Here is a 25688-nt window from a genome sequence, read left to right on the forward strand (position 1 = left end):
AAGTTCAGGTTGACGTGCAAATGCCAAAGGCAGGCCAGAAACCAAAGCCCTGCAACGGCATCCTGGCGTGAACGCCGTTGCCTGTTACGGGACAAGCGCCTCGCGCCGGAAACACGCCCGGTCACGACCGCCGGCCTGATGACAATACCCTTAGTTGCTCTCCTCTCTAAGTAATGGGCGCGGGCATGTCAACAGAAAAAGCGCGGAAAACGGCGCCGGAGATTCAGAGATCCAGCAGCTCGACCTCGGAACGACGCAGTGGACTGCCCAGAAACAGCCCCCCGGTACGGACGAAACGATCGGGATTGTCCGTTGTCAGGAAACGCCAGCTTCCGCCGATTCCCGAACGGTTCAACAGGTTCTGGCGCCGCAGTTCCCCCTCCACGCATTCGGCGGTGGTGGCGGCGGAGTCCACAATGACCACCTCAGGACCCACCACATTCTGCAAAGCGCGCAGCAGGAGCGGAAAATGCGTGCAGCCAAGCACGAGCGTGTCCGGACGCGATGCCGTCATGACCGGAGAAAACAGGTCATCCAGATAGCGGCGTGCCACGCCCTCCACCAGCGCCCCCTCCATCCAGCCTTCTTCGGCCATGGGCACAAAGAGCGTGCAGGCGCGCCCGCGCACGCGCGCCTCGGGCCGGATGCGCGCAATGGCCTCCTGATATGCCCCTCCGGAAATGGTGGCCTCCGTGGCAATGACCACTATCTCGCCATTGCGGCTGGCGCGCGCCGCCGCGGCCGCGCCCGGCTCCACCACGCCAACGACCGGAAGCGGCGCAAATTCGCGCTGCAAGGCCGGCAGCGCGGCGGCGGTGGCCGTATTGCATGCCACCACCAGCATTTTTGCCCCACGTTCCACCAGGGTACGCGCCGCACGGAGCGTATAACGGACAATGGTGTCGCGCCCCTTGGTGCCATAGGGCAGGCGCGCCGTATCGCCCAGATACAGCAGATTCTCAGCGGGCAGACGCCGGGAAACGGCCTTGAGCACCGTCAGGCCGCCCACTCCGGAATCAAAAATGGCGATGGGCAATTGCGAAGAGTCCTGCATGGGGCATTCCTTGGAGAAAAAAAGGGGACGAAAGCGCTAGAGAGCTTGGCCCAGACAGCGCACTGCTGTAAAGAGCAAAATCGCGGCCAGCAGGTATTTCAGCATGCGCGCGGAAACGAACTTCTGACAGCGGGCGCCCAGATACATGCCGCCCATGCCCCCCACACCGAAGAGCAGACCGAGGAGCCAGTCGGGCCGCACCTCCAGGGCAGGCCAGAACGGCGCGAGCAGACTGTAAAAGCAAACGCCCGCAATGGACGTCAGAAACGTGCAGAACAGGGAGGCCCCGGACACGGCATGCACCGGCAGCCCAAAAAAGGAAATGAGGAACGGCACCATGATGGCGCCTCCGCCAATGCCGTAAATGCCGCCCACAAGCCCCACCACCAGGCTCAGCAGGGATACCGCCCGGCAGGAAACGCGAAATGTCTCCTCCCCGCTGGCAAACACGAATTCCCGCACTCCGAAATGCAGAACGCGGCAGGGCGCGGCCGTGCCGGCAGCCCCCGTGCGCGGTTTCCGGAGCCGGCGCGGGTGCCAGACGTCGAAAAGGAGGCGGCCCGCCATATACAGCAGGACCATGGCCGCGAACAGGGCGAATCGCGAGGCCTCCGGCAAAAGGGTCACGCGGATGAACGCGCCTGCAAAAACACCGGGGAGAGTGCCCAGGGCCATGAGCAGGGTGAGTGGCCCGAGGAGCCTCCCCTCGCGCCAATAGCGCCAGACCCCCGACGGGCACGCCACGATGTTGAAAACCTGGTTGGTGGCGCTCACGCCGGGATGGACGTAGCCAAGCACGTTGATCTGGAACGGCAGCAGCAGAAAGGCGCCGGAGACCCCCCCCATGGATGTCAGAAAAGAGATACAGAAAGCCGCGGCCACGGGCAGGGCGGCGGAGCATTCGACACCGGAAACGGGAAACAGCATGGCATCTCCTTCTCAGGCATCCGGGCCGGGCGCACAAGGCCGGGACGGACAGGACCGCGGCCCTGCGGCTTGACAGTACGGCGTTTTTTTGTGCATCCTCTTGCCGCTTGAATATCTTGCAGCGGAGGCATCATGGCGAAAGAAGGGTCCATTGAAGTTGACGGCGTGGTGCAGGAAGCCCTGCCCAATGCCATGTTCCGCGTGGAGCTGGAAAACGGCCACGAAGTGCTGGCCCATATTTCCGGCAAGATGCGTAAATTCTATATCCGTATCCTTCCCGGCGATCGCGTCAAGGTGGAGCTTTCGCCGTATGACCTCTCGCGCGGGCGTATCACCTATCGCATGAAGTAGGAGGCGCATTCGCGGGCCGGCAGGATATCCGCGCCCGTGGCGCAGCAGCGGCAGAACGGCCCATCACCGTACAGCGCCCTCTTCATGTGATGGATGCCGTTCCCGTCGTTTCATCCTTTTCCTTGCGTGCATACCCCGGCCGGCGGCCGCGTGTCCCCGCCCCGGTGGCGCCTACACGATCCCGATCCAGTGCAGAAGCGCCACGCACACGAGCGCCCAAAGCCCTGCCAGCACATCATCGATCATGACGCCAAAGCCGCCGGGAAGCCATGTTTCCGAAGCGCGCACAGGCCAGGGCTTGGCAATATCGAAAATGCGGAAGCAGACAAAGGCCGAAAGGATCAGCCAGAAATCAGGATGGGCGAACGGCAGCAGCACGAGCCACACACCCACGAGTTCGTCAATGACCACCTCGCCGGGGTCCTTACGGCCCAAAAGCGTTTCGGCCCGGCCGGCGGCCACGCCGCCCGCTGCAAAAAGCGCCATGAGCAAGAGCACGCGCCAGCCGAGACCGAGCGGCAAAAAACACACCGGCGCCATCAGGCAGGCAAGCGCCGTGCCCCAGGTGCCCGGAGCACGGGGGGCAAGGCCCGCGATCCCCAGCCGACAGAACGCCAGCGTACATGAATCCTGAAACCGCATTCTTCCTCCCCGGCACCCGCTGCGCCCCGGGTCCGCTGCACCCGCGCTCTCGCGTGGATTGCACATCATTGAGGTTACCATGGACAAGAACCAATGTGAAGTTTTCGCCCAGTTCACCTACGCCGACAGCCTGACATACGATGAACTCCTGAACGCGGAAAGCGCGCTCATGGCCCGGCTTGAGCACATCCTTGCCGGGGCAGGCGGCCAGCACCTGGATTTCACTCCCCTTGGCGACATGCTCAGGTTCCAGTGCGCGCTTGAGACCCTTGATCCGGAAAATTTCCGGGACATAGCGTCGCACATCGCCGCGATCCTGCCCGATGGCATCAAGGGACGTCTGCTCTTTCTGGACAAGAGCCTTTCGGGGCTGCACCTGTTCTGGCTCCAGAAGGGGCAATGGCGGCAAACTCTGTGGCCGGTGCCCCAGGACGCTCCGGAGGACAGCGCCCCCTCCGCCTGACCCTCCCGAAAGGGGAGGCTTCTGACAGACAGCGATACCAGGCTGAAAACTTTTCCGGCATGCGGCGGCCCGCATATCCTGCCCGCAGACGATGCTGACAGCCGAACGACCCTGCCACGGCTTGTCCGCCCGCCGCGCTTTTGCTACGCTTCGCCGATGCCGGACCGGGAGCATGGCGGCTCCCTCAGGACATGCCCGGATGGTGGAACAGGCAGACACAAGAGACTTAAAATCTCTCGGCCACAGGCCATGCGGGTTCGACCCCCGCTCCGGGCACCAAGGAATATCAAGGGCTGCGGGGAAGCAGCCCTTTTCTTCATACAAAAAGCCCCGCCGAAGCGGGGCATGTTGGATATTTTCAGTACGTACCAGACCGCTCTAAAATGCCTGATTGCCCAAGATCCTGTCCAGAAGCGAGCTTTCGCCCCGGGGGACAGCCGTGGGATCGACCCAGCCAAGGATCACGCGCCCCATGTCCCAGGCAAGGCTGCGCGCGATCAGCCCCGAAGGGTCGGCAGGATTGCGCTCGGCGATGGAAAAAAGATAGAAATCATGCACTTTGCGGGCTTCCATGCTGCCCCCTTCGGCCAGCGACCAGATCAGGGAGCCGCTCTTCACGTCATAGACTTCCATGGCAAGCGAAATAGAACTCTCGCCGCCGGAACCGCCATCGATGAAATGATTGATATAGCCGCCCACCAGAAGCTCGGCCCCCTGCTGCCGCGCCAGGGCCAACGCGCGCTCGCGGTCGAAGGGACCGGCCCAGGGCGCGTATTCGAGCGCCTCAAACGCCCCGAGCGAGAGCCAGACCTGCCAGACCTGCCGGGAGAGCAGATCACTGAAGCTGACGGCATTGGTGGTCTGCTGCACCATACGCAGGGGCACGAACAGGGCGCGCGGCCTGTGCCCCAGCGGGGCAATGGGCGAAACATAGGCCACGGGCGGCTGGCGGCGCACAAAATTGTCGGTCTGGATCTGGATGGGGGTGCTCAGGTCGCCGGTGAGCGTGACCGCAGAGCGGCTGTCATCAGGCGATTTCGCGCATCCCGGGGCAGTCAGCGCCACCAGCAGCGGCAAAAACGCGACAAGCGCCACCCGCGCGAGATGGCCCTTCCGTGTGGTCATGCCGGTTCCGGCGGCAACGCCGGCGGCATTTGGCGTCGAAGTCATGACAGTCCCTCCCTTTGCGGCCACGTCCGTTCATCCTGACGCGCAAACACGCTGCGCGTCGTGCGGCAGGGGGACGACAGCCACCGATGCCGCCGGACGCAACCGGCTGCCGGACATCATGCGATATCCATGCCAAACATTCTCTGGCAAGCGGGGCGCGTCAGCCCTGAAGGGCCGTCATGGCCTGCAACAGCAGCGGCCCGAAAACGAGCGCAAGGGGGACGAAACCGAACAGCGTCTGCGCCCAGTTCAGGCGCAGCGCGGCGCGGCAGCCCACCGCCAGGCAGGCAAGTCCCCAGATCATCCCCGCCAGGGAGCCGAGCGCGGGCACCACGCACAGCAATGCGGGAGCCGAACTGTAGGCCATGATCTGAAAGATGAGGGAAAAGCTCGTGCGCTCGCGGGCCACGATGCGGTAGGCCAGAAACATGAGGGCCGTGAACACATAGAGCTGGAGCACGAGCAGACCGCAGCGCAACAGCAGGCTCAGTGCCAGATCGCTCTTGGGCGCGAGCATTTCCAGCAGTTTTGCCAGCTGCGGGTCCGTAGCCGCCGAGGGGGTGAGGGCGGAAATGAGCATCGTGCCCCAGAAGCGCTCCACAATGGTCTGGATGACGCAGATGACGAGATAAAAGATCAGGGGGCGCACCAGCGGCGCATGCGGCCGCAGCACAGCGAAAAACCGTGGCGCGGCGAACATCACCCGGAGAACGGTCTGGGAAAATGCCTGGAGCCAGCCCCCATCGCCGGGGGCCGCGTCCCACGGGTTTTCTTCCGAAATCGCGCCATCCGCCATGCCGGAAGGCTCCGGCGCCGCGTCCGCGCGGGAGAAACGCTCCGCCTCGCGGGCATAGGCGCGCCGCGCCGTCTCGCGGATATCCTCCTCTTCCTCTCCCGCCGAGGCGTTGCCATCCGCGCCATGGTCGTCCCGCGCGGACGCGCGCGCGTCCCCCGGGGAGACGTCCCGGCCGGGAATGACGGCGCCCGGCGGCAGATCTTCCCCGCGCGCCGCGCCGGAAGGCGCCCCCTGCGCGGGGCCGCGTGCCTGCGGGGCGGAATCCTGCCCCCGCGGGGGCAGGACGGTCAGCACCCCCTCCCGAACGGAAAAACGGAACCGGCACGCGCATTGAGGGCAGGTGGCAATGACCACTTCTCCGGGCAGGCGATCTTCCGGCAGCCGACGGCTGAAACCGCACTGCGGGCACACGATATCCACGCGTTTCTCCTCTCGCTTGTGAAACAGGCACCGCGTCATCCTCCGCCCTTAATAGCCGCTGGCGGCAACGCTGGCAAGCCCGGAAGGGGAAGTACGCCTCCTCCCCTTGACACGTCACGCGGCGACGGGCATACTTGTCGCGGACAAGGGGAGTAACTGGGTCCTGGAGACCCGGACGGCGTCAACAGCATGACCTCACGGTCTGGCGTCGTCGTCGGCCACGCCGATGAGTGAGACCTTGGCAGCAATGCCGAGGTCTTTTTTGTTTTTGGAGCAGCTCCCGCCCCTGGTCGCCAAACGCAAGGAGAAGATATGTCCCTCCGCGCCCTCAGGCCGTTTTTTCTGGCTATCCTGCTGACAGTTCCAGGGCTTGCGCTCCGTGTCACGCATCCCGACATCTCGCCGCTCTGGACGGCGCTCCTGGCGGGAGTAGCCATCCTCGGCGCCTCCTTTTTGCTGACGTGGGCCTGCGAGGTCGCCCAGCTTGACATCCCCCAGGCCATTGCCGTGGCCGTGGTGGCGTTCATCGCCGTGCTCCCGGAATACGCCGTGGACATGTATTTCACCTGGATGGCGGGCCAGCACCCCGAAAGCGCCTACTCCCATTACGCCATCGCCAACATGACCGGCGCCAACCGGCTGCTCATCGGTGTGGGCTGGTCGGCCATCGTGCTTATTTTCGCGATGCGCTATCACAAGGGGGTGGCCCTGCCCGACGACAAGCGCACGGATGTCCTCTTTCTCGGCATGGCAACGGTGTACGCCCTCTTCATCCCTCTCAAGGGTTCGCTCACCTGGGTGGACGGCGTCATCCTGCTCTGCATCTACGCCTGGTATATCTGGATCGTGGCGCACCGCCCCTGTGTCGATGAAGAACCGGAAGGTCCGGCCGCGGCGCTCGCCACGTTGCCCAGAAAGGGACGCCTCGCGGCCATCATTGGCCTGTTCGTCTTTGCGGCGCTTGTCATCCTCTGCAATGCGGAACCCTTCAGCGAAAGCCTTGTCGCCAGCGGCAAGCTCCTGGGCATCAATGAATTTCTGCTCGTGCAGTGGCTCGCGCCCATCGCTTCCGAAGCGCCGGAATTCATCGTGGCGCTCATGTTCGCCTTTCGGGGCAACGCCGCGCTGGCCCTGGGCAGCCTGCTTTCCTCCAAGCTCAATCAGTGGACGCTCCTCGTCGGCATGATCCCCGGGGTCTACGCCGCTTCGTCAGGCGGATTTTCTGCGCCCATAAATCTTGACAGCCACCAGTTCCAGGAAATACTACTGACAGCGGGGCAATCCCTGTTTGCCGTGGCGCTTCTGGCCGACCTGCGCCTGCGCGTTCGTGAGGCGCTTGCCCTGCTGACGCTTTTTGCGGCCCAGCTGCTTTCGCCGCTGTACGATGCACAGCTGGAAGCCTTTCTGGGGCTGGCGCACGATCCATTGCGTCTGCACAATGTTTATGCCTGGCTCTATCTGGTCCTCGCCGTGCTCCTCCTCATCAGGCACCGGCACGGCGTATGGGAGCTTCGGCGCGGCTTCCGGGCCTGAAGCGGCCCGCCGGGCACCCTCCAAGCATGAGGAAACGCCATGCAGCGCACAGCCTTCTCCACTTTGGTGATTTTCGCAATCCTCGTGGCGGCGGCCTGTATTTTCCTTGTCCCGCGCGTGAACGCGGCGCCCCCTGAAACGCCGGCGCGGGAAGCGGGCGCCCCCGATGCGGAAAGCGCCGGCAAAGCTCCCGCAGCCGCCGACCCTGCGCCCGAAACCACAGACACCCCGAACGAGTCCGCTGTGTCCCGTATCGAAAGCATCACTCAGGAAAGTCCCGCCGCTGCGCCCGAGCCGGAAAACGCCGCGCCCGAGCAGGCCGTGTACCCCAATGTGCGGAATGTCCATATCCAGAGCGGCGGCGACGGTTCGCCCGCAGTGAGCCTGTACTATCCCGCGTTCGGGGTGGATGCCGTGGATGCCGACATCCGCGCCTGGGCCGAAGGCGTGGCACGCTCCTATGACGAAGAGGTGCGCGGCAGCATCGCCCCGGACGGCGAAAAACCGGGCAGTTACGGCATGTGGGATCTGACGGGCATCTTCAGCCTCGAGCGTCCCTCGCCGGACATCGTCAGCGTCACGTTCAACGTTTACAGCTACAGCGGCGGCGCGCACGGCAACCTCGTCATCACCTGCCGCAATTATGACCTGGCCTCGGGGCGGCGGCTGGAGTTTGCCGACCTGTTCGGGGACCCGGAAAAAGCCCTGGAACTCATGGCCGTCTGGTCGCGCGAAAGCCTGACGAAAAGCCTCGGCGACGAGGCGGATGAAGACATGATCCGCGACGGCACCGCGCCGGACCTCCGCAACTTCGGGGAGCTTTCCCTCATGCTGGGCGGCATCGGCATCCAGTTCCAGCCGTATCAGGTGGGTCCGTGGTCGGCGGGTCCACAGCAGGTGGATATGCCGCTTGCGGCCCTGGCGCCCGCCGCGCCCGAGGCGGCCATCTGGCCCGACGCGGAAAAAGCCGCCCCCCCCCGGGACGCCGACGGGACCTCTCCCGAGGCGCCGGCGCCCTCCCTGAACGGCGACGCCCCCGGTCAACGGCCGTGACAGGCGGCGCCCGCTCCGCAAGGGTGATGATCCCCATGTTCTGGACACCATGCACGGGCACGGATGTTGCCGTTGTCCCGCACAGCCGTTCTCTCGCCAAGGGCACGGGCGCCACGGCCGCCATCAGGCGACTCCGTCGCGTCCCTCTTGCCATGGCGGCACTGCTGCTCGCGGCGCCCGCCATCCAGTACCAGGCCGGCGAGGCCCTGGCGGGAACTCCGCGCCTGCTGGCGGCAGCCACGCCCGCCGCCTATTCGGGGACGGCCGCCGACTCGCGGCGTCCGGCGACCCGGGAATCCGCTGCCGGGACCGTTCCCGGCGCGACCAATGGCGAACCTGGCCCCGCCGGCGAGGCTCCCGCCAGCCCGGAAGATGCCGCGGCGCAACTTTCCGGATCGCAGTGGCCGGGCGTCATCAACCATCTCCTGCAACGCCCGTTGCCCGGAAGCCCGGAAGACCCGCAGGGGGCGGATATCCACATCGACTATCCCTCTGTGGGCGCTCCGGCGGTGGATGCGGACATCCGCACCTGGGTCACGGGCATTGCCGATGCCTTCACGGCCCACCTGGACCTGAGCCGACCGTCCCTGACGGATGCCGGAGCAAGCGGTGCCGACGAAGGGAACGATGCCGACGCGGGCGCGTCCGGCCGGCCCGCGTTTGAGCTGTGGGCCTCCTACAGCATCAGCCGCCCCTCGGACGCGGCGGTGAGCATCACCTTCGAGATATGGAACTATACCGGCGCGAGCCACGGCAATCTGGACATCCTCACCCTCAATTACAGCCTTCTTACCGGGCAGCGCCTGGCGTTCATGGATCTGTTCGAAAAACCGGAGACCGCCCTTGAGCTGATGTCCAACTGGTCGCGGAAGGAGCTGGCGCCACGGCTTGGGTCCAGCACGCGCGCCAGCATGCTGGAGGCGGGCACGGCCCCCCTGGTGGAGAATTTTTCCAGCCTGACCCTGACGCCGCAGGGGATCTGCATCAATTTTCAGCCGTTCCAGGTGGCTCCGTGGGCAGCGGGCGTCCAAAAAGTGGAAATGCCGCTGGAAGCGCTGCTTCCCGCAGCGCCGCTGCTGGCGCTCTGGGGCCGCTAGCGCCCCACCGGGCTTTTCCTGGAACACATGGTATTTCAGTCGTATACCGCTTCGGGAGCCATGTCATGAATACTGAAGAACTGTTGCGTCTGCTGGCCTGCCCGAAATGTCTCGGCGACCTTGCGGCGCTCGACCGCGACGGCGCCACCGCCGGATTCGCCTGCGCCGCCTGCGGGGTGGTCTATCCGGTGAGGGACGACATCCCGGTCATGCTGGTGGAAGAGGCCATCCCCCGGGACCAGTGGGAACGCCGGCAACAGCCCGGCGACAAAAGCGCGCGGAAAGGGGGCGCCTGATGCGCCTGCTCATCGCTTCCGACCTGCACGGCTCCCTCGACAGCCTGCATTTTCTTGAAGGCCGCCTCCGGGAACTTGAGCCGGACATGCTCGTCCTGCTTGGCGACCTGGTCTATCACGGACCGCGCAATCCCCTGCCCGCAGGCTACGACACCCCCGGCCTGCTCAGGGACATGCCCGGCATCGCCGCCATGCGTCCCCCGGTGGTGGCCGTGCGCGGCAACTGCGACGCCGAGGTCGACGTGACCCACCTGCCCTTTCCCATGCCGGAAAGCGCATGGCTCAACGTGGACGGCCTGCGGATCTTTGCCAGTCACGGGCACCACCTGCCGGAGTTCCCCCCCATCCCGGGCCTGGGCGCCGGCACGGTCGTCCTGCGCGGGCACACCCATGTGCCGCGTGGCGAAAGCCTGGACGGTCTGCATTTCTGGAATCCCGGCTCGCTCTCCCTGCCCAAGCAGGGCTTTCCCCGCAGCTACGGACTCTGCGAAAACGGCGTCTTCCGCGTCCTCGACCTGGCGGGGCGGGAGATCCTGCGGCATGAGCCGGCCGCCGCGTCGGCCCCTCACGCGGTTCGCTGACTCTCCGCGGGCAGGCATGGACCGGCAGACGATCCCAACGGCGGCGCCTCCGCTTTTTACGCCCGCCCCCGGCGTGCGCGTGGTGCTTGCTTCGGCATCGCCCCGAAGGCGGGAATTGCTGGCCGGCTGGGGCCTGCCGTTCACCGTCCTGACGGCTCCCGCGGACGAGGAACCTCGGCCCCAGGCAGGAGAACCCGCGCACGCCTACGCCGCGCGCGCCGCACGCAACAAGGCGGCAAGCGTCCACGCCCTTCTGGATGCCGATGCCGCCCAGGCAAGCCTGGTCATCGCGGCGGATACCGTCGTCTGCCTCGGCAGCCGCATCCTCGGCAAACCCCGTGATGCCGCCGAGGCCCTCCACATGCTGGAGCAGCTTTCCGGCCACACGCATACGGTCGTCAGCGCCGTGGCGCTCCGCATGCCCGGCACCTGGGCCGGACCCGCCGAGGAATGCCTGACGGACACGGCTTCCGTAACGTTCGCGGCATGGCCGCGCGAAGTGCTGGCGGCCTATGCGCGCACCGGCGAGCCTGACGACAAGGCGGGCGCCTATGCCATCCAGGGGCGGGGGGCCTTTCTTGCCGAACGGCTGGAAGGCGCCTGGAGCACGGTGGTGGGCCTGCCCCTGGCGCCGCTGGCCGCCCTGCTTCTGCGGCGGGGTCTCCTCCTGCCCGCGGCCAGAGCGGTTCGGTACTGAAAGGATCCACACCGCTCTCCTCCTGTTTTTCCCCGTCTGCCACATCGGCATTTGGAAAAATCTGCACTAAATGAAAATGATTTTCTTTTTTCTTGACACCCGTCCCGCTTTGCGGCAAGCCTTTAACGCGCCCCGGATCTTTCCCGAAACGGCGCGCAACAAAGGAGCGGACATGAGCGAGCTTATCAGCCTGCGGCAGATGAAAATAGGCCAGCACGGCAAGATCGCCCGGGTGGAGGCATGCGGCGAGGTCAATCAGCGCATCCGCGACATGGGGCTTATCCCCGGCGCGAAAGTGTCCGTCGTGGGGCGCGCGCCCCTCAAGGACCCCGTGGCCCTGCGGCTTTCCGGCGTGACCATCTCCCTGCGCAACCGGGAGGCGGATCACATCACGGTGGAAATAGCGGACCACGCCTGAAAGGGCGCGGGGCGGAGATCCGCGCCATTTTCTCCCGCGGGCGACGCTCCCGTGCCGTTTTTTGCCGTCATGAAACGCGCCCGTTGCGGCAGTCCGCCATGCAAGGCCCGGGGCACCGCCGTTGCGGCGCCCTTCCCCCGAAGACCGCGGGACATCCGGCAACGACGCCGCCCTTTCAGCACTCCGGCGGCTTCTTCCCCACGCTCTGCCGCCAGACAACAGGGTCCGTGGCGCCTTCGGTACTGATAAGCAGGATCCGCGCCTCAGGACCCAGGCCGAGCGCCGCTCCGCCTGCGGAGCCGTCGTTTTCCCTCAGCCATTCCAAAAGGCCCGCCCCCACCGCGCCGGACTCTCCGGAAATCACGGCCGGGTCGCTGCCCGCCGGCAGCGCGAGCAGCCGCATGCCCCGCCGTGCCGTGTCGTCAGGGCAGACACAGGCGGCCGCAAGTCCATCGCGAAGGACGGGCCAGGCGAGGCTGCTCACCTCGCCACAGGAAAGCCCGGCCATGAGCGTCGCCAGCCGGCCCGGGACCCGGCGCGGCGCCCCGGCCGCCAGCGACCGGCAAACGCAATCCGCCGCCCGGGGTTCCATGCTCACGAAACGCGGAATCGGCACGCCGCGTTCCCGCAGCGCCTGGCGGAAACAGCCGATCATGGCAGCCGCGAACGAGCCGACGCCCGCCTGCAAAAAGACATGGGTCGGCCACAGGGGCGCGCCGCCGTTTTCCGGCGCCTCCATCTGTTCCAGGACTTCCAGCGCCAGGGTGCCATACCCTTCCATGATCCAGGCCGGAATTTCCTCATAGCCTTCCCAGGCCGTGTCCTGCACCAGAATAGCGCCGCTTCCCCGGGCATGGGCCGCCGCATGGCGCACCGCATCGTCATAGGGAAGATCCGTGACCACGCATTGGGCGCCCTGCGCGCGGATGGACTCCACCCGGCTCCCGGCCGCACCTTCCGGCATGAAAATCTGCGCCGTGTGCCCCAGCAGGCGCGCCGCCCAGGCAAGGCCGCGCCCGTGGTTGCCATCCGTGGCCGTGACAAAGGTCAGTTTTCCTGGCAGGTTCCGCGCGGCAGCCGTCAGCAGGTTCTCCAGAGAAAGCTCCCGCAGCGGGATGCCCAACCGCCGCGCCAGCACGCGGGCCACGGCCCACACGGACCCCAGGCCCTTGAACGCGCCAAGGCCGAAACGCGGGGATTCATCCTTGACGAGCACGCTCCCCACGCCAAGCCGCCGCGCCAGTTCCGGGAGCATTCGCAACGGCGTGGGCGCATATGCCGGCAGCGTGACATGGAAGCGACGCGCCAGACGGGCGGCGGCAAGGACATCCCCCGCCGGGACATCCGGCCGCCGGAAGTGATTGATGAAGACCTCCACCGGGCGTGGCGCATCCCGCATCACAGCTCCCCCAGAGCATTTTGCCGAGGAAACTCTCTGTGACACCGAGAGTTTCCGTAAAGCTTTTTTTGAGGGAAAATCTCCATTTTCCCTCACTTCGCTGCCAGCATTTCGCGTCCGGAACGCGGTCTGGACGCTCATTCGGCGAGGGCGCCGGTCAGGCTCTCCGCCCCAGAAGCGCGAGCCGGCGCCCCCGTTCGCGGCCATAGCGCAGCCGCAGCCAGAGCCTGCGCCCCCGGATGCGGGCGCGGTCCAGGCACAGATAGACCACGGGGGTCGTATAGAGCGTGAGCAACTGGCTCAGCAAAAGGCCACCCACGATGGCGACGCCCAGCGGGCGCCGGATCTCCGCGCCGTCGCCCTGCCCCAGGGCCAGCGGCACGGCGCCGAGAATGGCCGCGGCGGTGGTCATCATGATGGGCCGGAAGCGCAGGGCGCACGCCTCGCGGATGGCCGTTTCCGGCAGCAGGTTGCGCGTCCGCTGCGCCTCAAGCGCGAAGTCGATCATCATGATGGCATTTTTCTTGACGATGCCCGCCAGCAGCAGCACCCCGATCAGGGCAATGACGCTGAACTCCATGCCGCACGCCATGAGCGCCAGCAGCGCGCCGCCCCCCGCCGAGGGCAGGGTGGAGAGGATGGTCAGGGGGTGGACAAGGCTCTCGTACAGCATGCCGAGCACGATATAGAGCGCGGCCAGCGCCGCGAGGATCATGATCACCTGGCCGCGCATGGTGTCGCTGTACATCCTGGCCGTGCCCTGAAAACTGCCCACGATGCCGGAGGGCATGCCGATGCGTACGCGCGTTTCGGCAATGGCGGCCTGCGCCTGCGAAAGCGAGGCCCCCGGCGCCAGATTGAAGGATATCGTCACCGCCGCGAACTGCCCCTGATGCGCCACGGAAAGCGGCGCGAAGCCCGGACCCACGCTCGCCACGGCAAGGAGCGGCACAAGGCCCTCCCGGCCGGGCAGGCGCACCTTTTCCAACGCTTCGGCGCCCTGGAGCCAGTCCGGCCCGTATTCCAGCACCACGCGGTACTGGTTCTTGTCCCGATAAATGGTGGAGACCTGCCGCTGACCAAAGGCGTTGTTGAGCGCCGCGTCCACATCGCGCATGGTCAGCCCCGCGCGCGCGAGCGCGTCCCGGTTGACGTTGAGCATGGTCTGGAGGCCCCGCTCCTCGATGTCGCTGTCCACATCCTTGAAAAGCGGCTCGGCGGCCATCGCCTGCTGCAGGCTGCGGCCCCAGCGGCGCAGTTCCTCAAGATCGTCCGCCTGGAGCGTATATTGGTATTGCGAGCGGGAGCTGCGGCCGCCCATCATGATGTCCTGCGCCGGCCGCAGGAAAATCCGCAGGCCAGGCTCGCCGGAAAGGCGCCCGCGCAGGCGCCCGATGACGGCCTCGGCGCCGACCTTGCGTTCCTTCAGGGGCTTGAGGGCGATGAAGACGCCGCCGCCCGCCCGCGCGCCGGAAATATGCGCCGAAACCTGCTCCACGGCCGGGTCCGCGCGGATGACATCGACGAGTTTTGCCAGCTTGCCCTGAATGGACTGGAACGACGCGCTCTGGTCCGCCCGGATGCCCCCCATGATGACGCCCGTGTCCTGCTGCGGGAAAAAGCCCTTGGGAATGATCACATAGAGCCAGATATTGCCCGCGATGACAAGAAACAGGCACAGGAGCGTCAGGCGCGGATGGCGCAGGATCACATCCAGGCTCGCCGCATAGGCGCCCTGAAGCCGCGCGAGTCCGGCGCCCCACCAAAGCCCCAGGCGCGTGGACCAGCGCGCGAACGGCCCGAACCGCCCCGAGCGCAGGGCCAGAAGTCGCTCCTTGCGCTGTTTCGCCTGCTCGGCAAAGGGGCGCAGCAACCGGGCGCACATCATGGGCGTGGTCGTGAGCGAAACGAGCATGGACACGAGCACGGCCGCGGTCAGCACCACGGCGAACTCCCGGAACAGGCGCCCCACCACGCCCCCCATGAACACGATGGGCGCAAAGACAGCCACCAGCGAAAGCGAGATGGAAATCACGGTGAAGCCCACCTCGCGTGCCCCGCGCAAGGCGGCGCGCAGGGGGCTTTCGCCCAGTTCGAGACGGCGGACGATATTCTCCAGCACCACAATGGCGTCATCCACCACAAAGCCCGTGGACACAGTGAGCGCCATGAGCGAAAGGTTGTCCAGGCTGTAGCCGCAGAGATACATGACGCCAAAGGTGGCAATGAGCGAAACAGGCGCCGCCACCGCAGGAATGGCCGTGGCGCGCACATTGCGGAGAAAGAGGAACGTGACGAGCACCACCAGGCCCATGGCGAGCATGAGGCTTTTCTCCACCTCGCGCAGGGAGGCGCGGATGGTCAGGGAGCGGTCCATACGCAGGGAAAGGTCCGCGCTTTCAGGGAGCCACGCGCGCAACTGCGGCAACATGGCCTTCACCCTGTCCACGGTCTCGATGATATTGGCGCCGGGCGACCGGAAAACGATGAGCAGGATGGCCGGCTTGCCGTTGGCAACGGCCATGTTGCGCACATCCTGGGACGAATCCTCCACGCGGGCCACATCCCCGAGGCGGATGGCGCCGCCCTCCCGCTGGGCCACGATAAGCGGCCGATAGTCCGCGGCGTCGCGCAACTGGTCGCTGGCGCCCACCAGCCAGGAGTGGGCGTCGTTTTCCAGCATGCCCTTGGGCAAAAAGGCATTGGCGCCCGCAAGCGTCCTGCGGATATCCTCCATGCTCAGGCCGAGGCGGGACACGGCATCCGGTATGGACTCCACGCGCACGGCGGGGAGCGCGCCGCCGCCCACCGTGACCTCGCCCACGCCCGGGATCTGGGAAATTTTCTGGGCGAGCACCGTGGATGCCGCGTCATACAGCTGGGCGCGGGTGAGCACATCCGACGTGATGGAAAGGATCATGATGGGCGCGCCCGCCGGATTCACCTTGCGGTAGGAGGGGTTGGACGGCATGGTCGGCAACGTGGAGCGCGCGGCGTTGATGGCCGCCTGCACGTCACGCGCCGCGCCGTCGATGTCCCTGTCCAGATCGAATTGCAGGACCACGTTGCTGGAACCCAGGCTGCTGGACGAGGTCATCTCCGTAACGCCCGCGATGCGCCCCAGGGCGCGCTCCAGCGGGGTGGCAACGGTGGCGGCCATGGTCTCCGGCCCGGCGCCGGGCATGCGCGCGCGGGCCACCACCACGGGAAAATCCACTTCCGGCAGGGGCGCCACGGGCAAAAGCCCGAACGAGACCATGCCCGCCAGGGCCACGGCAATGGTGAGCAGGGTGGTGGCTACCGGCCTGCGGATAAAGGGCGCGGAAATGTTCAGCGGCAAAAATTCCGGCCCGAAACGGCGCCGCCGGGCATGGGCGCCTTCGCCGCCGGAGGGCGCCGCCGGCCGTGGCCCGTGGTCCGGCCCGTTCATGCCCCGCCCCCTTCCTCGGGGGCGCCGGACATGCGCCGGGCGCGCCAGGCGGCGAAGCCCCGGCTCAGGCGGTCAAACCAGAGATAGATCACCGGAGTGGTGAACAGCGTGAGCGCCTGGCTCACCACAAGGCCGCCCACCATGGTCACGCCCAGCGGGCGCCGCAGCTCCGCGCCCATGCCCCAGCCGATCATGAGCGGCAAGGCGCCCAGCAGCGCGGCCAGCGTGGTCATGAGGATGGGCCGCAACCGCAGGAGGCAGGCCTGACGGATGGCGGCTTCCGGCGCCAGACCGCCGCCGCGTTCGGCCTCCAGGGCGAAATCGATCATCATGATGGCATTCTTTTTCACGATGCCGATAAGCAGGATGATGCCGATGATGCCCACCACGCCAAGCTCCATGTCCGCAAGCATGAGCGCGAGCAGCGCGCCCACCCCGGCCGAGGGCAGCGTGGAGAGGATGGTCAGCGGATGGACATAGCTCTCGTAAAGCACGCCCAGCACGATATACATGGTGACAATGGCCGCGAGGATGAGCCAGACCTGGTTGTCCGCCGAGGACAAAAAGGCCCGGGCCGCGCCCTGAAATTCCGTCCGCAGCGCCGGGGGGAGTCCGAGGCGCTTCTCCGCGCCAAGGACCGCGTCCACGGCGGCGCCCAGGGAGGAGCCGGGCGCCACGTTGAAGGAAATGGTCGCCACGGGGAACTGCCCCTGCCGGGCGATGGAAAGCGGCACCGGCTTTTCCGAAAGCGTAGCCACGCTCGTGAGCGGCACGGCCTCGCCGCCGGAGCCGCGGACATGGATATCGCCGAGCGAACCCGGACCCAGGCGGAAGCGCGGGGCCACTTCCAGCACCACCTTGTACTGGTTGGTCTGGGTGAAGATGGTGGAGACCAGGCGCTGGCCCAGGGCATCGTAAAGGGCGTTGTCGATGTCCGTCATGCTGATGCCGAGGCGCGCGGCCGCGTCACGGTTGATGTCGAGCCAGGCCATGCGCCCGGGCGCCCTGAGGTCGCTCGTCACATGCGAAAGCTCGGGCAGGGCCGCCAGGGCCGAAGTCATGCGCGGAATCCATTCGTCAAGCTGGTCGCGGCTCAGGGCCTCCACGCTGAACTGGTATTGCGTGCGGGACACGCGGTCCTCGATGGTCAGGTCCTGCACAGGCTGGAGATAGAGCGAAAGCCCCGGCACATGGGCGGCTTCCTCCATGAGCCTGCGCGCGATGGCCGGGGCGCGGGCGTCGCGTTCCGCCAGAGGCGTGAGGGCAATGGTCAGACGAGAGGTGGCAAGGCTCTGGTTGATGCCGTCCACGCCCACGAAAAAGACCACGCTCGCCACCGCCGGGTCGCGCAGCAGAAGGTCGGCAAGTTCGCGCTGACGCCCGGCCATGGCCGCAAAGGAGGTATCCTGCGGGGCCTCGGCAATGCCCTGGATGACGCCCGTGTCCTGCACGGGGAAAAAGCCCTTGGGCACCAGCGCGTACAGGGCCACGGTCAGCGCCATGGTGCCCAGGGCCACGGCCAGGGTCAGGCGCTGGTGCCGGAGCACCATGTCGAGCTTGCGTTCGTACCAGGCGAGCAGACGGCGGAAAAAACGGCCCGGTCCTTCGGAACCACGCCCCTCCCGGAGGCCGTGCCGTTCCGGCCGGAGCATGACCGCGCAGAGCATGGGCGTGAGCGAGAGCGAAATGACCGCCGAAATGAGGATGGTCACGGCCAGCGTGACCGCGAATTCCCGGAAGAGCCTGCCCGCCACATCGCCCATGAAGAGCAGCGGGATGAGCACCGCCACCAGCGAAATGGTCAGGGAAATGATGGTGAAACCGATCTGGCCGGCGCCGGTGAGCGCGGCCTGAAGGGGGCGTTCCCCGGCTTCCAGGTACCGGGTGATGTTCTCGATGACCACGATGGCGTCATCCACCACAAAGCCCGTGGCGATGACCAGGGCCATGAGGGTGAGATTGTTCAGGGAATAGCCCGCAAGGTACATGACGCCCAGCGAACCGACGAGCGAGAGCGGCACCGCCAGCGCGGGAATGAGCGTGGCCTCGGCATTACGCAGAAAAAGCCAGATGACGCCGATGACCAGTGCCACGGCGAGCAGAAGCTCCAGCTGGACGTCATGCACCGTGGCGCGGATGGTGACGGTGCGGTCCGTCACCACGCGCACCTGCACATTGCCGGGCAGGGTCTCCTGAAGCCTGGGGAGGAGCCGCGTCACGCTGTCGGCCACGCTGATGACATTGGCGCCGGGCTGGCGCTGGACGGAAAGCACGATGGCCGGGCGGAACACATCCGCGCCGTCCCCCGGCCCGCGCGCGGCCACATAGGCGGCCAGACGCGCGTTTTCCGCGCCGTCCACCACCTCGGCCACATCCTGGAGGCGCAGCGGCGCGCCCTCCCTGTAGCCGATGATGGTCTGCGCGTATTCCGCCGCCGAGGCAAGCTGGTCATTGGCGTCGATGGTGCTCGCCCGCTCCGGCCCGTCAAAACTGCCCTTGGCGCCGTTGACATTGGCCTGCGAAATGGCGGAGCGCACATCCGCCAGCGTAAGCCCGGCCGCCGCCAGCGCCTTGGGATTGGCCTGGATGCGTACCGCCGGGCGCTGACCGCCCGAAAGCGTCACCAGCCCCACGCCGGGCAACTGCGAAATTTTCTGGGCAAGGCGCGTGTCCACCAGGTCTTCCAGCCGCGTGAGCGGCATGGCGTCGCTGGTGGCGGCCAGGGTGATGATGGGCGGGTCGGCGGGGTTCACCTTGTTGTAGATGGGCGGATTGGGCAAGTCGCCGGGCAGCAGGTTGTCCGCGGCGTTGATGGCCGCCTGCACCTCCTGCTCGGCCACATCCAGCGGCACGGAAAGATCGAACTGGAGGGTGATGACCGACGCCCCGGCGGAAGAAAGCGAACTCATCTGCACAAGGCCCGGCATGACGCCGAACTGGCGCTCCAGCGGTGCCGTGACCACCGACGCCATGACCTCGGGCGATGCGCCGGGATAGAGGGTCTGCACCTGGATGGTGGGGTAGTCGATCTGCGGCAGGGCCGCCACGGGCAACGAACGGTAGGCCAGCAGACCGGAAAGCAGAAGCGCCACCATGAGCAGGGAGGTGGCGATGGGGCGAAGGATGAAGAGGCGCGAGAGGTTCATGGCGCGTCCGCGCCGGCGGAAGCCGCCGCGCCTTCGGGCGCCCGCGGTGGGTCCGGGGGATCGGCGGCGGGCACATCCCGTGGTCCGTCCGGGCTTTCCGCCGGGGGAGTCTCCATGGTGGCGGCCACGCGCACGCGGATGCCGTCGCGCAAACGATCCACGCCGTCCACCACCACCATGTCTCCGGCCGCAAGCCCGCTGTCGATGACCTCAAGCCTGCCCGCCGCAATGCCCGGCGCCACCTCGCGCACCACCGCCACATCCGCTTCCTGTCCGTCCCGTTCCTCCTTGCGTACCAGATAGACATAGGTGCCGCGCGCGCCAAGCTGGACGGCGGCCGCCGGGATGGTGACCGCATCATGCAGGATCCGCACGAGCAGGCGGACATTGACGAACTGGTTCGGATAGAGGCTGCCGTCGGCATTGGCAAAGCGGGCCTTGAGGCGCACCGTGCCGGTGGCGGTGTCGATCTGGTTGTCGAGCGAAAGCAGCTCGCCCACGCCCAGGAGCCGCTTCTGTTCCCTGTCCCATGCCTGGACCGTCAGCGGCGGCAGGGCAGGGTCCGCCTCGCGCCTGTGCAGGGCCTGCGTCACCAGGCCCACCTGGCTTTCCGGCAGGGTGAAGAGGACATCGCAGGGGCTGACCTCGGTGATGCGCACGATGCCCCCGGCGTCCGAACTTTTCACCTGATTGCCCTCGTCCACGGCGCGCAGGCCGAGCCTGCCGCCCACAGGAGCGGTGATGCGGCTGTATTCCAGCTGGAGCCGCGCCGAATCCACGGCGGCCTGATCAGCCTCCACCGTGCCTTCGTACTGGCGCACCAGTGCGCGCTGGCTCTCATGCTGCTGTTCGGCGATGAAGTCGCCCCTGGCAAGGCGCGCATAGCGCGCAAGGTCGCGCCGGGCGTTTTCCAGCTGGGCCTTGTCCCGGGCAAGATGCCCCTCGGCCTCGTCCAGCGCCGCCCTGAAAGGACGCGGGTCGATTTCGGCCAAGAGGTCGCCGGCGGCCACACGCTGCCCCTCCTGAAAATGCAGGCGCAGGAGCTGGCCGTCCACCCGGCTTTTGACAAGCACATCGCTGGAGGGCAGGACCGTCCCCAGGCCATTGAGAAAATGCGGCACATCCTGGGCCACGGCCACCGCCACCCGCACGGGCGGCGCGTCCGCGCCCATGCCGGGTGCAGAGTCGCGCCCGCCCCCGCACCGCCAGAGCGCAACGAGCGCCGCAAGCGCGGCAACCAGACACACGCCCCACCAGAAGCGCCTGCGGCGCGCCATTGACAGTATCGGGCGCTGTGTCGGCATCGTCACCGGCATCTCCTGGGAACAACGGGGAGGAACGGCACAGGGACCCCGCTGCGCGGCAGCGGGAAAAGGTCGGAAAAATCTGCGGAAGAAAGAAAAGGACGGGGCGCGGCTTCGCACCCCGTCCGTAGGGCGTTTTCCGATTACTTCAGGATTTCCAGAGCCTTGGCGTCGATTTTCACGTCCTTGCCGAAATCCTTGTCCACTTTGCCCATGATGCGGACGGTGTCCTTGGGGGTCACGGTGCGGCCGGCGAACACCTTGCGGTCGATCTCCACGCGCACTTCACCCGTGGAATCCTTGAAGGTGAACTTGTCCTTGCTGCCCGCCACCTGGGAGACGATATTGCCCGTGAGCACCACCGGGGAATCATCCCCCAGGGTCACGGCTTTGGCTACCGTGTCCGCCATGACGCCGCTCACGGGGCCTTCAAAGCCACCGGCGGCGGTTTTGGCGCCGGGACCGTCAAAGGCGGCCTGGGCGGGAAGGGCAAGAGCAACAGGCGCCGCAAGGGCGGCGAGAAGAGCAAGGGAACGCAGATATTTCATGAGAAACCTCCGATAGTTTTTTTCACGAAAGCGCCCGTTGGCGCTTTCATCTCCTTTCTACCGCATTGGAGACCGGGAGTAAAGCGCCGGCGCCCGAACATTCCGGGCACCGGCGCATTCCGGGAAAACCGGGAAAGGGCCAGGCTCTCCGGCCGCCTCACCCCCGGGCGTAGGCACCGGGAAGGCGCATGCCGCGCGGCGCCATGGGCGAACCCGCGGGTGCCTGGGCGCCTGCGCCTGCGGCATCCTGGGGAGCGAACTGCTGCACATGGGCGCGCGACGCCTCGGGCGCGGCGGCCTGCGCCTGGGGCGCGGCGTGCATGGCGTTGCGGCCATAGACAGCCTGGGCATGCATGCGCGGCACGGCCGTGGCGCTCGTCTGCATGAGGGGCTGCGCGGTCTTGCTCACCGAACCCATGGGCTGCATGCGCCCCGCTATCTCGGCGGCAGCCTTGCGCGCCTCGGGGGTCTCGATGATCTGGGCATAGGCGCCGCGCAGGCCGGAAAGGATCTGCACCACGCTGTCCAGAGAATCCACGTTCATCTTGAGGTTGGCCTGGAGCAGGCGCGCCGTGCAGAGGATATACAGATTGTTGAGATTGACAGCGAGGCTGCCGCCCTTTTCCATGTTCAGGGACGCGGAAAGCTCGTTGACGATATCGATGACCTTGGAGATGAGGATGCCCTTGCCCGCGAAATCCTTGGCGAGCATCTTGTCGCGCGCCTGCTGGAGATAGCGGAGCGCGCCGTCATAGAGCATGAGGAGAAGCTGCCCCTGATCCGTGGTGCTGACCTTGGTCTGAAAATAGGCATTTGCCGCTTTGTTCATGTGCCGTTCCTCTTCTCGTTCCCGTTGTTGTGTCCGTCACGGCCCGCCAGCCGCAACGGCCGTCCTGCCGCCCGACCGCACCCGACCGCCCTAACTGTTGCCGCTCAGTTGCTTGAGCTGGGCCTCAAGGGAGGTCTGCTGATCCCCGTACTGCTTGAGCAGGGTCTCCAGGTTGGCGAAGATCTGCTTCTGCCGCGATTCCCACATATCCAGACGCCGCTGCTCGCGCTCGATCTTGGCGTCGATGTTCTCCATGACGGTCATGTAGTTGTCGCGCAGGGACATGAGCGCGCCGTTCTTGGCCTTGAGCGCCATGGCATCCGCAATCTGGTCCGGCGTGGAATTGGACGAGATGTTGACGTCGTTGAAGACCAGCTCGTCCTTGAGAAAGCTGTTGGTGGTCTGGACGAGCCCCTGCTTGATGCGGACATACATGGGTTCCTTGCCCGCCGGGGGATGCTCGCCGGGGGTGAGGTCGTCGATGAGGATGGAGAGACCGCGCGCATCGCCCGAGGCCACGCTGTAGTAATAGCCCGGCTGGCTTTCGTCGCGCTTGGCCTCCACACCGCCCACGGTGACGCTGGTGATGTTGCCGTCATCGTCGACTGTGTATCTGACCTCGTAGTTGCCGCCCTTGGTGATGCCCTCGACATGGCTGCCGTAGCGGAAGTCCGAACTCGTGGACGAACCTGTGCCGCTGGCGCAGAAGAAGTCCACCACGGCTTCCAGGTTGTTGGTGATCATGTTGGTATAGTTTTCCTTGTCCATGGACTGAAGTTCCGCAATGCTGGAACTGGGCGCCATGACAAGGAGACCGTAGGTATCGCTGTTCTGGTCCGTATCGGTCTTGATGCCGAGGTTGGCGAGGCTTGCCAGCACATCGCCGGAAAGGATGTCCGTGGCGGACTGGCGGCTCTTGAAGCCCGGCGGGGACGAGCTGAGCACGTTCGAAAAGCGCGACTTGAAAAGCTGGACGCCATAGTTGCCCTGGAGCAGGCCGCCCTTCTGGTTGGTCAGGCCCGAGGGGCTGTAGTTGTCCTTGCCGATGTCGTCCGGGTCGTTGGACGTGACTTCCTTGGTCTCGTCATACTTGGTCAGCTCATTGATGGTCAGCAGGACGGAATTGACCGCGTCCAGAAAATTCTGGATGGACTGCTCCACCGAGGTGATGTCCGTGCTCACGGAAATGCGGGCGTCACCCACATCCTGGATGGTAAAGACCACGCCCTCGATGACATCGCTGATCTTGTTGGTGGCCGACTCCATCTCGACGGGCCAGTTGTCCACCTGATAGCGGGAATTGGCCGCGCGCTGGATATTCCAGTTGGAACTTGTCGCCACCTGTCCGGTGACGCCGGGTCCTGTCGCCGTCTGGACATTGCCGAAATTCAGATAGACCGGGCCGTCGATGTCGTCCAGAGAAAGCGGATTCCCGGCATCATCCACATATTCCTTGCCGTCGGCATCCGTGAACTTCACGGAAAAGTCCGCCGGGGCGGCGACAGAATTTTTGTTCGCGTCCGTCCAGGACCAGCCGGGATTGGCGGGGTCTTTCAGAGCGGCGAGCACGTCCTTCATGGACTGGCCGGATGCCAGGGTCAGCGTGCCCTTGACCCCGCTGTTGGTGGTGATGGAATAGACAAGGTCCGGCGTTTTCTCCAGCTGGAAGTCGCCCGTGGCGGGATCCGTGAAAAAGAGGTCGCCCTTGGAAGTCGGACCGGTATTGCCGTTGACGGCCGCGATGGTGGTGGTGGCCGAGAGGCTTGTGGTATAGCCTTCGGGCGTGACCGCGCCCGATGTGACCTTGATGCTCTGGATGCCGTCCATGGCGAGGGTGCCCGCATCCTCATCCCAGGAGACTGTGATGCCCTTTCCGGCCCAGGTGACGGCATTGCCGTCGCCATCCACCAGGCCCGTGCCGTTCTGGATGGCGTCGCGCAGTTGCTCATTGGTCATGGAGCCATTCAGCCCCTTGAGGTAGAGCGCCTCGCCCGAATCCGTGATCAGGGTATAGACCAGGTCCTCGGCGTCCTCCCCGGCCTTCTTGCCGTCGATGCGGTCAGCGAGCTTGTCCTTGGCGAAGGTCAGGGTGGTCGTGGCGTCCACGGTGCCGCCGAGCGTGTCCCTGACGCCCGTGGACTCCGTGGTTTCGGCCGTAAGGGCCGAGGCATTCAGCGCAGCGCCGTTCTGCGCCTCAAAGGTCACGCCCTTGACGCCGGAGAGCCTGGTGCCCCAGCCGCCCGCGCCGAGGCCGATGTCCAGGCTGCCGCCGTCCTGCGTGGCCTGCGCCATCTGGACGAGCAGCTCGCGCTTGGTGGACCCGGCCTTGATCTCAAACGTGCGCGTGCTGCCGTCATCCATCTCCATGGTGAAGGTGATGAGGTCGTCGTCACCAAGGCCCCCGGCCAGGCCGCCCGCAGCGTTGAGCTTGTCCTTGAGGTCGCCCGCAAGCGTCACCTGGGTGGAGGCGGGCACATAGGCATTTTCCTTGTCCGTACGCCTGCTGATGGACTGGACGCCGGAGACGGTGAGCGTGCCGTTTTCGTCCACGGACGCCGTGATGACGCCCTTGCCCGCGGCGTTCTCCAGGGCGGTGCACAGCTCGTCGGGCGTCTTGTCGCCGCTCACGGTCACGGTTTTTTTGACGCCGTTGGCAAGCACGAGGTCAAAAACATAGTTCGTGGGGGCGGTCATGGTCTTGTCGAGGTCGAGGGCGGCATTGGTCTGCCAGGTGGAGGTCGACCCGGTGGCGTCCATGCCCACAAGCTTGCTGTCATGGATGACGAGGTCGTTGGCGGCGCCCGTGTCCTTGCCCGCCACCTGGAAAACATAGCCGGAACCCGTCTGGATGAGGCTGACCTTGATGCCCGGATTCTCCGACGAATTGTTGATCATGCTGACGAAGGAATCCAGCGTGGTGTTGGGGGGCACCTTGAAGTCATGACGCTTGCCCGCATAGGTATAACTGAAATACTGGTCCGCACCCGTGGTGTTGATGACGTCGTTCTTGGACGCGAACACATGGCCGGTATTGGCCCATATGGAATTGCTCGCCACCTGGCTCACCTTGATGGTGTGCTGGACATCCTGGGCCGAGGCGTTGGCGACGGCGGAAATGATATTGTCATTGCTCGAATTGACGAGCTTGGTGACAAAATTGTTCTTGTCGCTCAGTTGCGAGAGCATGCTGCTGGCGGCCTGGATCTGCTCGATGATCTGGGTGAAGCCGTCATAGCGGAGTTTCCAGTCGCTTTTCCAGGCTTCCAGGCGGTTCAGCTGGGTGGATTCTATCTTCTTGAGCTGCGTCAATACCTTGTCAAAATCGGTATCGTTGCCGCTCAGGCCGGAAATGGCGTTGGAACCGGAGATACTGATGCCCATGCGTGCCTCTCGCCGTGAAAAATTCTGCCCCGCCCGGGGCCGGAATGCGGAAAACTTTGCTTGCCGGATTTGATGCAAGATCCGTGCAAGCGCGTATTCCCTTCCGGCCAAAACCGGGACGGCCCGGCGCGATCCGCCCAGGCATCGGCAAGG

21 protein-coding genes and 1 tRNA gene are annotated in these 25688 nt (G+C 65.9%); 10 read left to right on the forward strand and 12 right to left on the reverse strand.

From position 1 onward, the window contains the following. Window positions 1-223 precede the first annotated feature (223 nt). Together murI and QZ294_RS04140 are read right to left on the reverse strand one after the other, a co-directional pair. On the reverse strand, window positions 224-1054 hold the full coding sequence (gene murI / locus QZ294_RS04135; protein WP_297047143.1) for a glutamate racemase: 831 nt from the start codon (window positions 1052-1054) through the stop codon (window positions 224-226). A 36-nt stretch (window positions 1055-1090) separates the two neighbouring features. After that, complete coding sequence (locus tag QZ294_RS04140; protein ID WP_297047145.1) at window positions 1091-1981, reverse strand: sulfite exporter TauE/SafE family protein; 891 nt, start codon at window positions 1979-1981, stop codon at window positions 1091-1093. 132 nt (window positions 1982-2113) lie between these two features. On the opposite strand from QZ294_RS04140, the gene infA reads away from it, so the two are divergent. Beyond that, the gene (gene infA / locus QZ294_RS04145; RefSeq protein ID WP_291485970.1) at window positions 2114-2332 is read left to right on the forward strand and encodes a translation initiation factor IF-1; all 219 of its coding nucleotides are present in this window, start codon (window positions 2114-2116) and stop codon (window positions 2330-2332) included. A 171-nt stretch (window positions 2333-2503) separates the two neighbouring features. Here infA and QZ294_RS04150 read toward each other — a convergent pair whose 3' ends face one another. Further along, window positions 2504-2974, reverse strand: a complete 471-nt coding sequence (locus QZ294_RS04150) for a phosphatidylglycerophosphatase A (protein ID WP_297047149.1) — start codon at window positions 2972-2974, stop codon at window positions 2504-2506. 79 nt (window positions 2975-3053) lie between these two features. Here QZ294_RS04150 and QZ294_RS04155 point away from each other — a divergent pair, with 79 nt between their 5' ends. Both QZ294_RS04155 and QZ294_RS04160 read left to right on the forward strand, forming a co-directional pair. Next, window positions 3054-3437: a hypothetical protein gene (locus QZ294_RS04155; protein WP_297047151.1), complete on the forward strand. Its 384-nt coding sequence runs from the start codon at window positions 3054-3056 to the stop codon at window positions 3435-3437. Window positions 3438-3630: 193 nt separating this feature from the next. After that, a tRNA-Leu gene (locus tag QZ294_RS04160) sits at window positions 3631-3716 on the forward strand. A 99-nt stretch (window positions 3717-3815) separates the two neighbouring features. Here the strand turns inward: QZ294_RS04160 and QZ294_RS04165 are convergent. Further along, entirely contained in the window at window positions 3816-4607 is a 792-nt protein-coding gene (locus QZ294_RS04165) for a hypothetical protein (protein WP_297047154.1), read from the reverse strand. A gap of 160 nt (window positions 4608-4767) precedes the next feature. Continuing rightward, window positions 4768-5823: a YIP1 family protein gene (locus QZ294_RS04170; RefSeq protein WP_297047156.1), complete on the reverse strand. Its 1056-nt coding sequence runs from the start codon at window positions 5821-5823 to the stop codon at window positions 4768-4770. A gap of 312 nt (window positions 5824-6135) precedes the next feature. Here QZ294_RS04170 and QZ294_RS04175 point away from each other — a divergent pair, with 312 nt between their 5' ends. The 7 genes from QZ294_RS04175 to QZ294_RS04205 all read left to right on the forward strand — a co-directional run bounded on the left by QZ294_RS04175 (window position 6136) and on the right by QZ294_RS04205 (window position 11498). Continuing rightward, complete coding sequence (locus tag QZ294_RS04175; protein WP_297047158.1) at window positions 6136-7356, forward strand: sodium:calcium antiporter; 1221 nt, start codon at window positions 6136-6138, stop codon at window positions 7354-7356. A 39-nt stretch (window positions 7357-7395) separates the two neighbouring features. Beyond that, window positions 7396-8409, forward strand: coding sequence for a DUF3298 and DUF4163 domain-containing protein (locus QZ294_RS04180; protein ID WP_297047159.1), 1014 nt, complete (start codon window positions 7396-7398; stop codon window positions 8407-8409). 35 nt (window positions 8410-8444) lie between these two features. After that, the gene (locus tag QZ294_RS04185; RefSeq protein ID WP_297047161.1) at window positions 8445-9506 is read left to right on the forward strand and encodes an RsiV family protein; all 1062 of its coding nucleotides are present in this window, start codon (window positions 8445-8447) and stop codon (window positions 9504-9506) included. A 65-nt stretch (window positions 9507-9571) separates the two neighbouring features. Continuing rightward, window positions 9572-9802, forward strand: a complete 231-nt coding sequence (locus QZ294_RS04190; RefSeq protein WP_297047163.1) for a Trm112 family protein — start codon at window positions 9572-9574, stop codon at window positions 9800-9802. Next, on the forward strand, window positions 9802-10383 hold the full coding sequence (gene yfcE / locus QZ294_RS04195; RefSeq protein WP_297047165.1) for a phosphodiesterase: 582 nt from the start codon (window positions 9802-9804) through the stop codon (window positions 10381-10383). The genes QZ294_RS04190 and yfcE overlap by 1 nt, the downstream gene beginning before the upstream one ends. Window positions 10384-10399: 16 nt before the next feature. Beyond that, entirely contained in the window at window positions 10400-11080 is a 681-nt protein-coding gene (locus QZ294_RS04200) for a nucleoside triphosphate pyrophosphatase (RefSeq protein ID WP_297047167.1), read from the forward strand. 172 nt (window positions 11081-11252) lie between these two features. Then, the gene (locus QZ294_RS04205) at window positions 11253-11498 is read left to right on the forward strand and encodes a FeoA family protein (RefSeq protein ID WP_297047169.1); all 246 of its coding nucleotides are present in this window, start codon (window positions 11253-11255) and stop codon (window positions 11496-11498) included. Between the two features lie 175 nt (window positions 11499-11673). Here the strand turns inward: QZ294_RS04205 and QZ294_RS04210 are convergent, their stop codons facing one another. The 7 genes from QZ294_RS04210 to fliD form a co-directional block, all read right to left on the reverse strand. Next, on the reverse strand, window positions 11674-12897 hold the full coding sequence (locus QZ294_RS04210; RefSeq protein ID WP_297047171.1) for a diaminopropionate ammonia-lyase: 1224 nt from the start codon (window positions 12895-12897) through the stop codon (window positions 11674-11676). A gap of 157 nt (window positions 12898-13054) precedes the next feature. After that, window positions 13055-16327: an efflux RND transporter permease subunit gene (locus QZ294_RS04215; RefSeq protein ID WP_297047173.1), complete on the reverse strand. Its 3273-nt coding sequence runs from the start codon at window positions 16325-16327 to the stop codon at window positions 13055-13057. Then, window positions 16324-19473 (reverse strand): MdtB/MuxB family multidrug efflux RND transporter permease subunit, encoded by a 3150-nt coding sequence (locus QZ294_RS04220; protein WP_297047175.1) that lies wholly within the window; start codon window positions 19471-19473, stop codon window positions 16324-16326. Before QZ294_RS04220 ends, QZ294_RS04215 begins: the two co-directional genes overlap by 4 nt. Further along, window positions 19470-20777: an MdtA/MuxA family multidrug efflux RND transporter periplasmic adaptor subunit gene (locus QZ294_RS04225; protein ID WP_297047239.1), complete on the reverse strand. Its 1308-nt coding sequence runs from the start codon at window positions 20775-20777 to the stop codon at window positions 19470-19472. Before QZ294_RS04225 ends, QZ294_RS04220 begins: the two co-directional genes overlap by 4 nt. A gap of 143 nt (window positions 20778-20920) precedes the next feature. Further along, on the reverse strand, window positions 20921-21325 hold the full coding sequence (locus QZ294_RS04230; RefSeq protein WP_297047177.1) for a NirD/YgiW/YdeI family stress tolerance protein: 405 nt from the start codon (window positions 21323-21325) through the stop codon (window positions 20921-20923). A 157-nt stretch (window positions 21326-21482) separates the two neighbouring features. After that, window positions 21483-22154: a flagellar export chaperone FliS gene (fliS, locus tag QZ294_RS04235; RefSeq protein ID WP_297047179.1), complete on the reverse strand. Its 672-nt coding sequence runs from the start codon at window positions 22152-22154 to the stop codon at window positions 21483-21485. A 90-nt stretch (window positions 22155-22244) separates the two neighbouring features. Further along, complete coding sequence (fliD, locus tag QZ294_RS04240; protein WP_297047181.1) at window positions 22245-25535, reverse strand: flagellar filament capping protein FliD; 3291 nt, start codon at window positions 25533-25535, stop codon at window positions 22245-22247. Window positions 25536-25688: the final 153 nt, after the last annotated feature.

This window comes from uncultured Desulfovibrio sp. (assembly GCF_910584445.1).
Taxonomy (GTDB): Bacteria; Desulfobacterota; Desulfovibrionia; order Desulfovibrionales; family Desulfovibrionaceae; genus Desulfovibrio.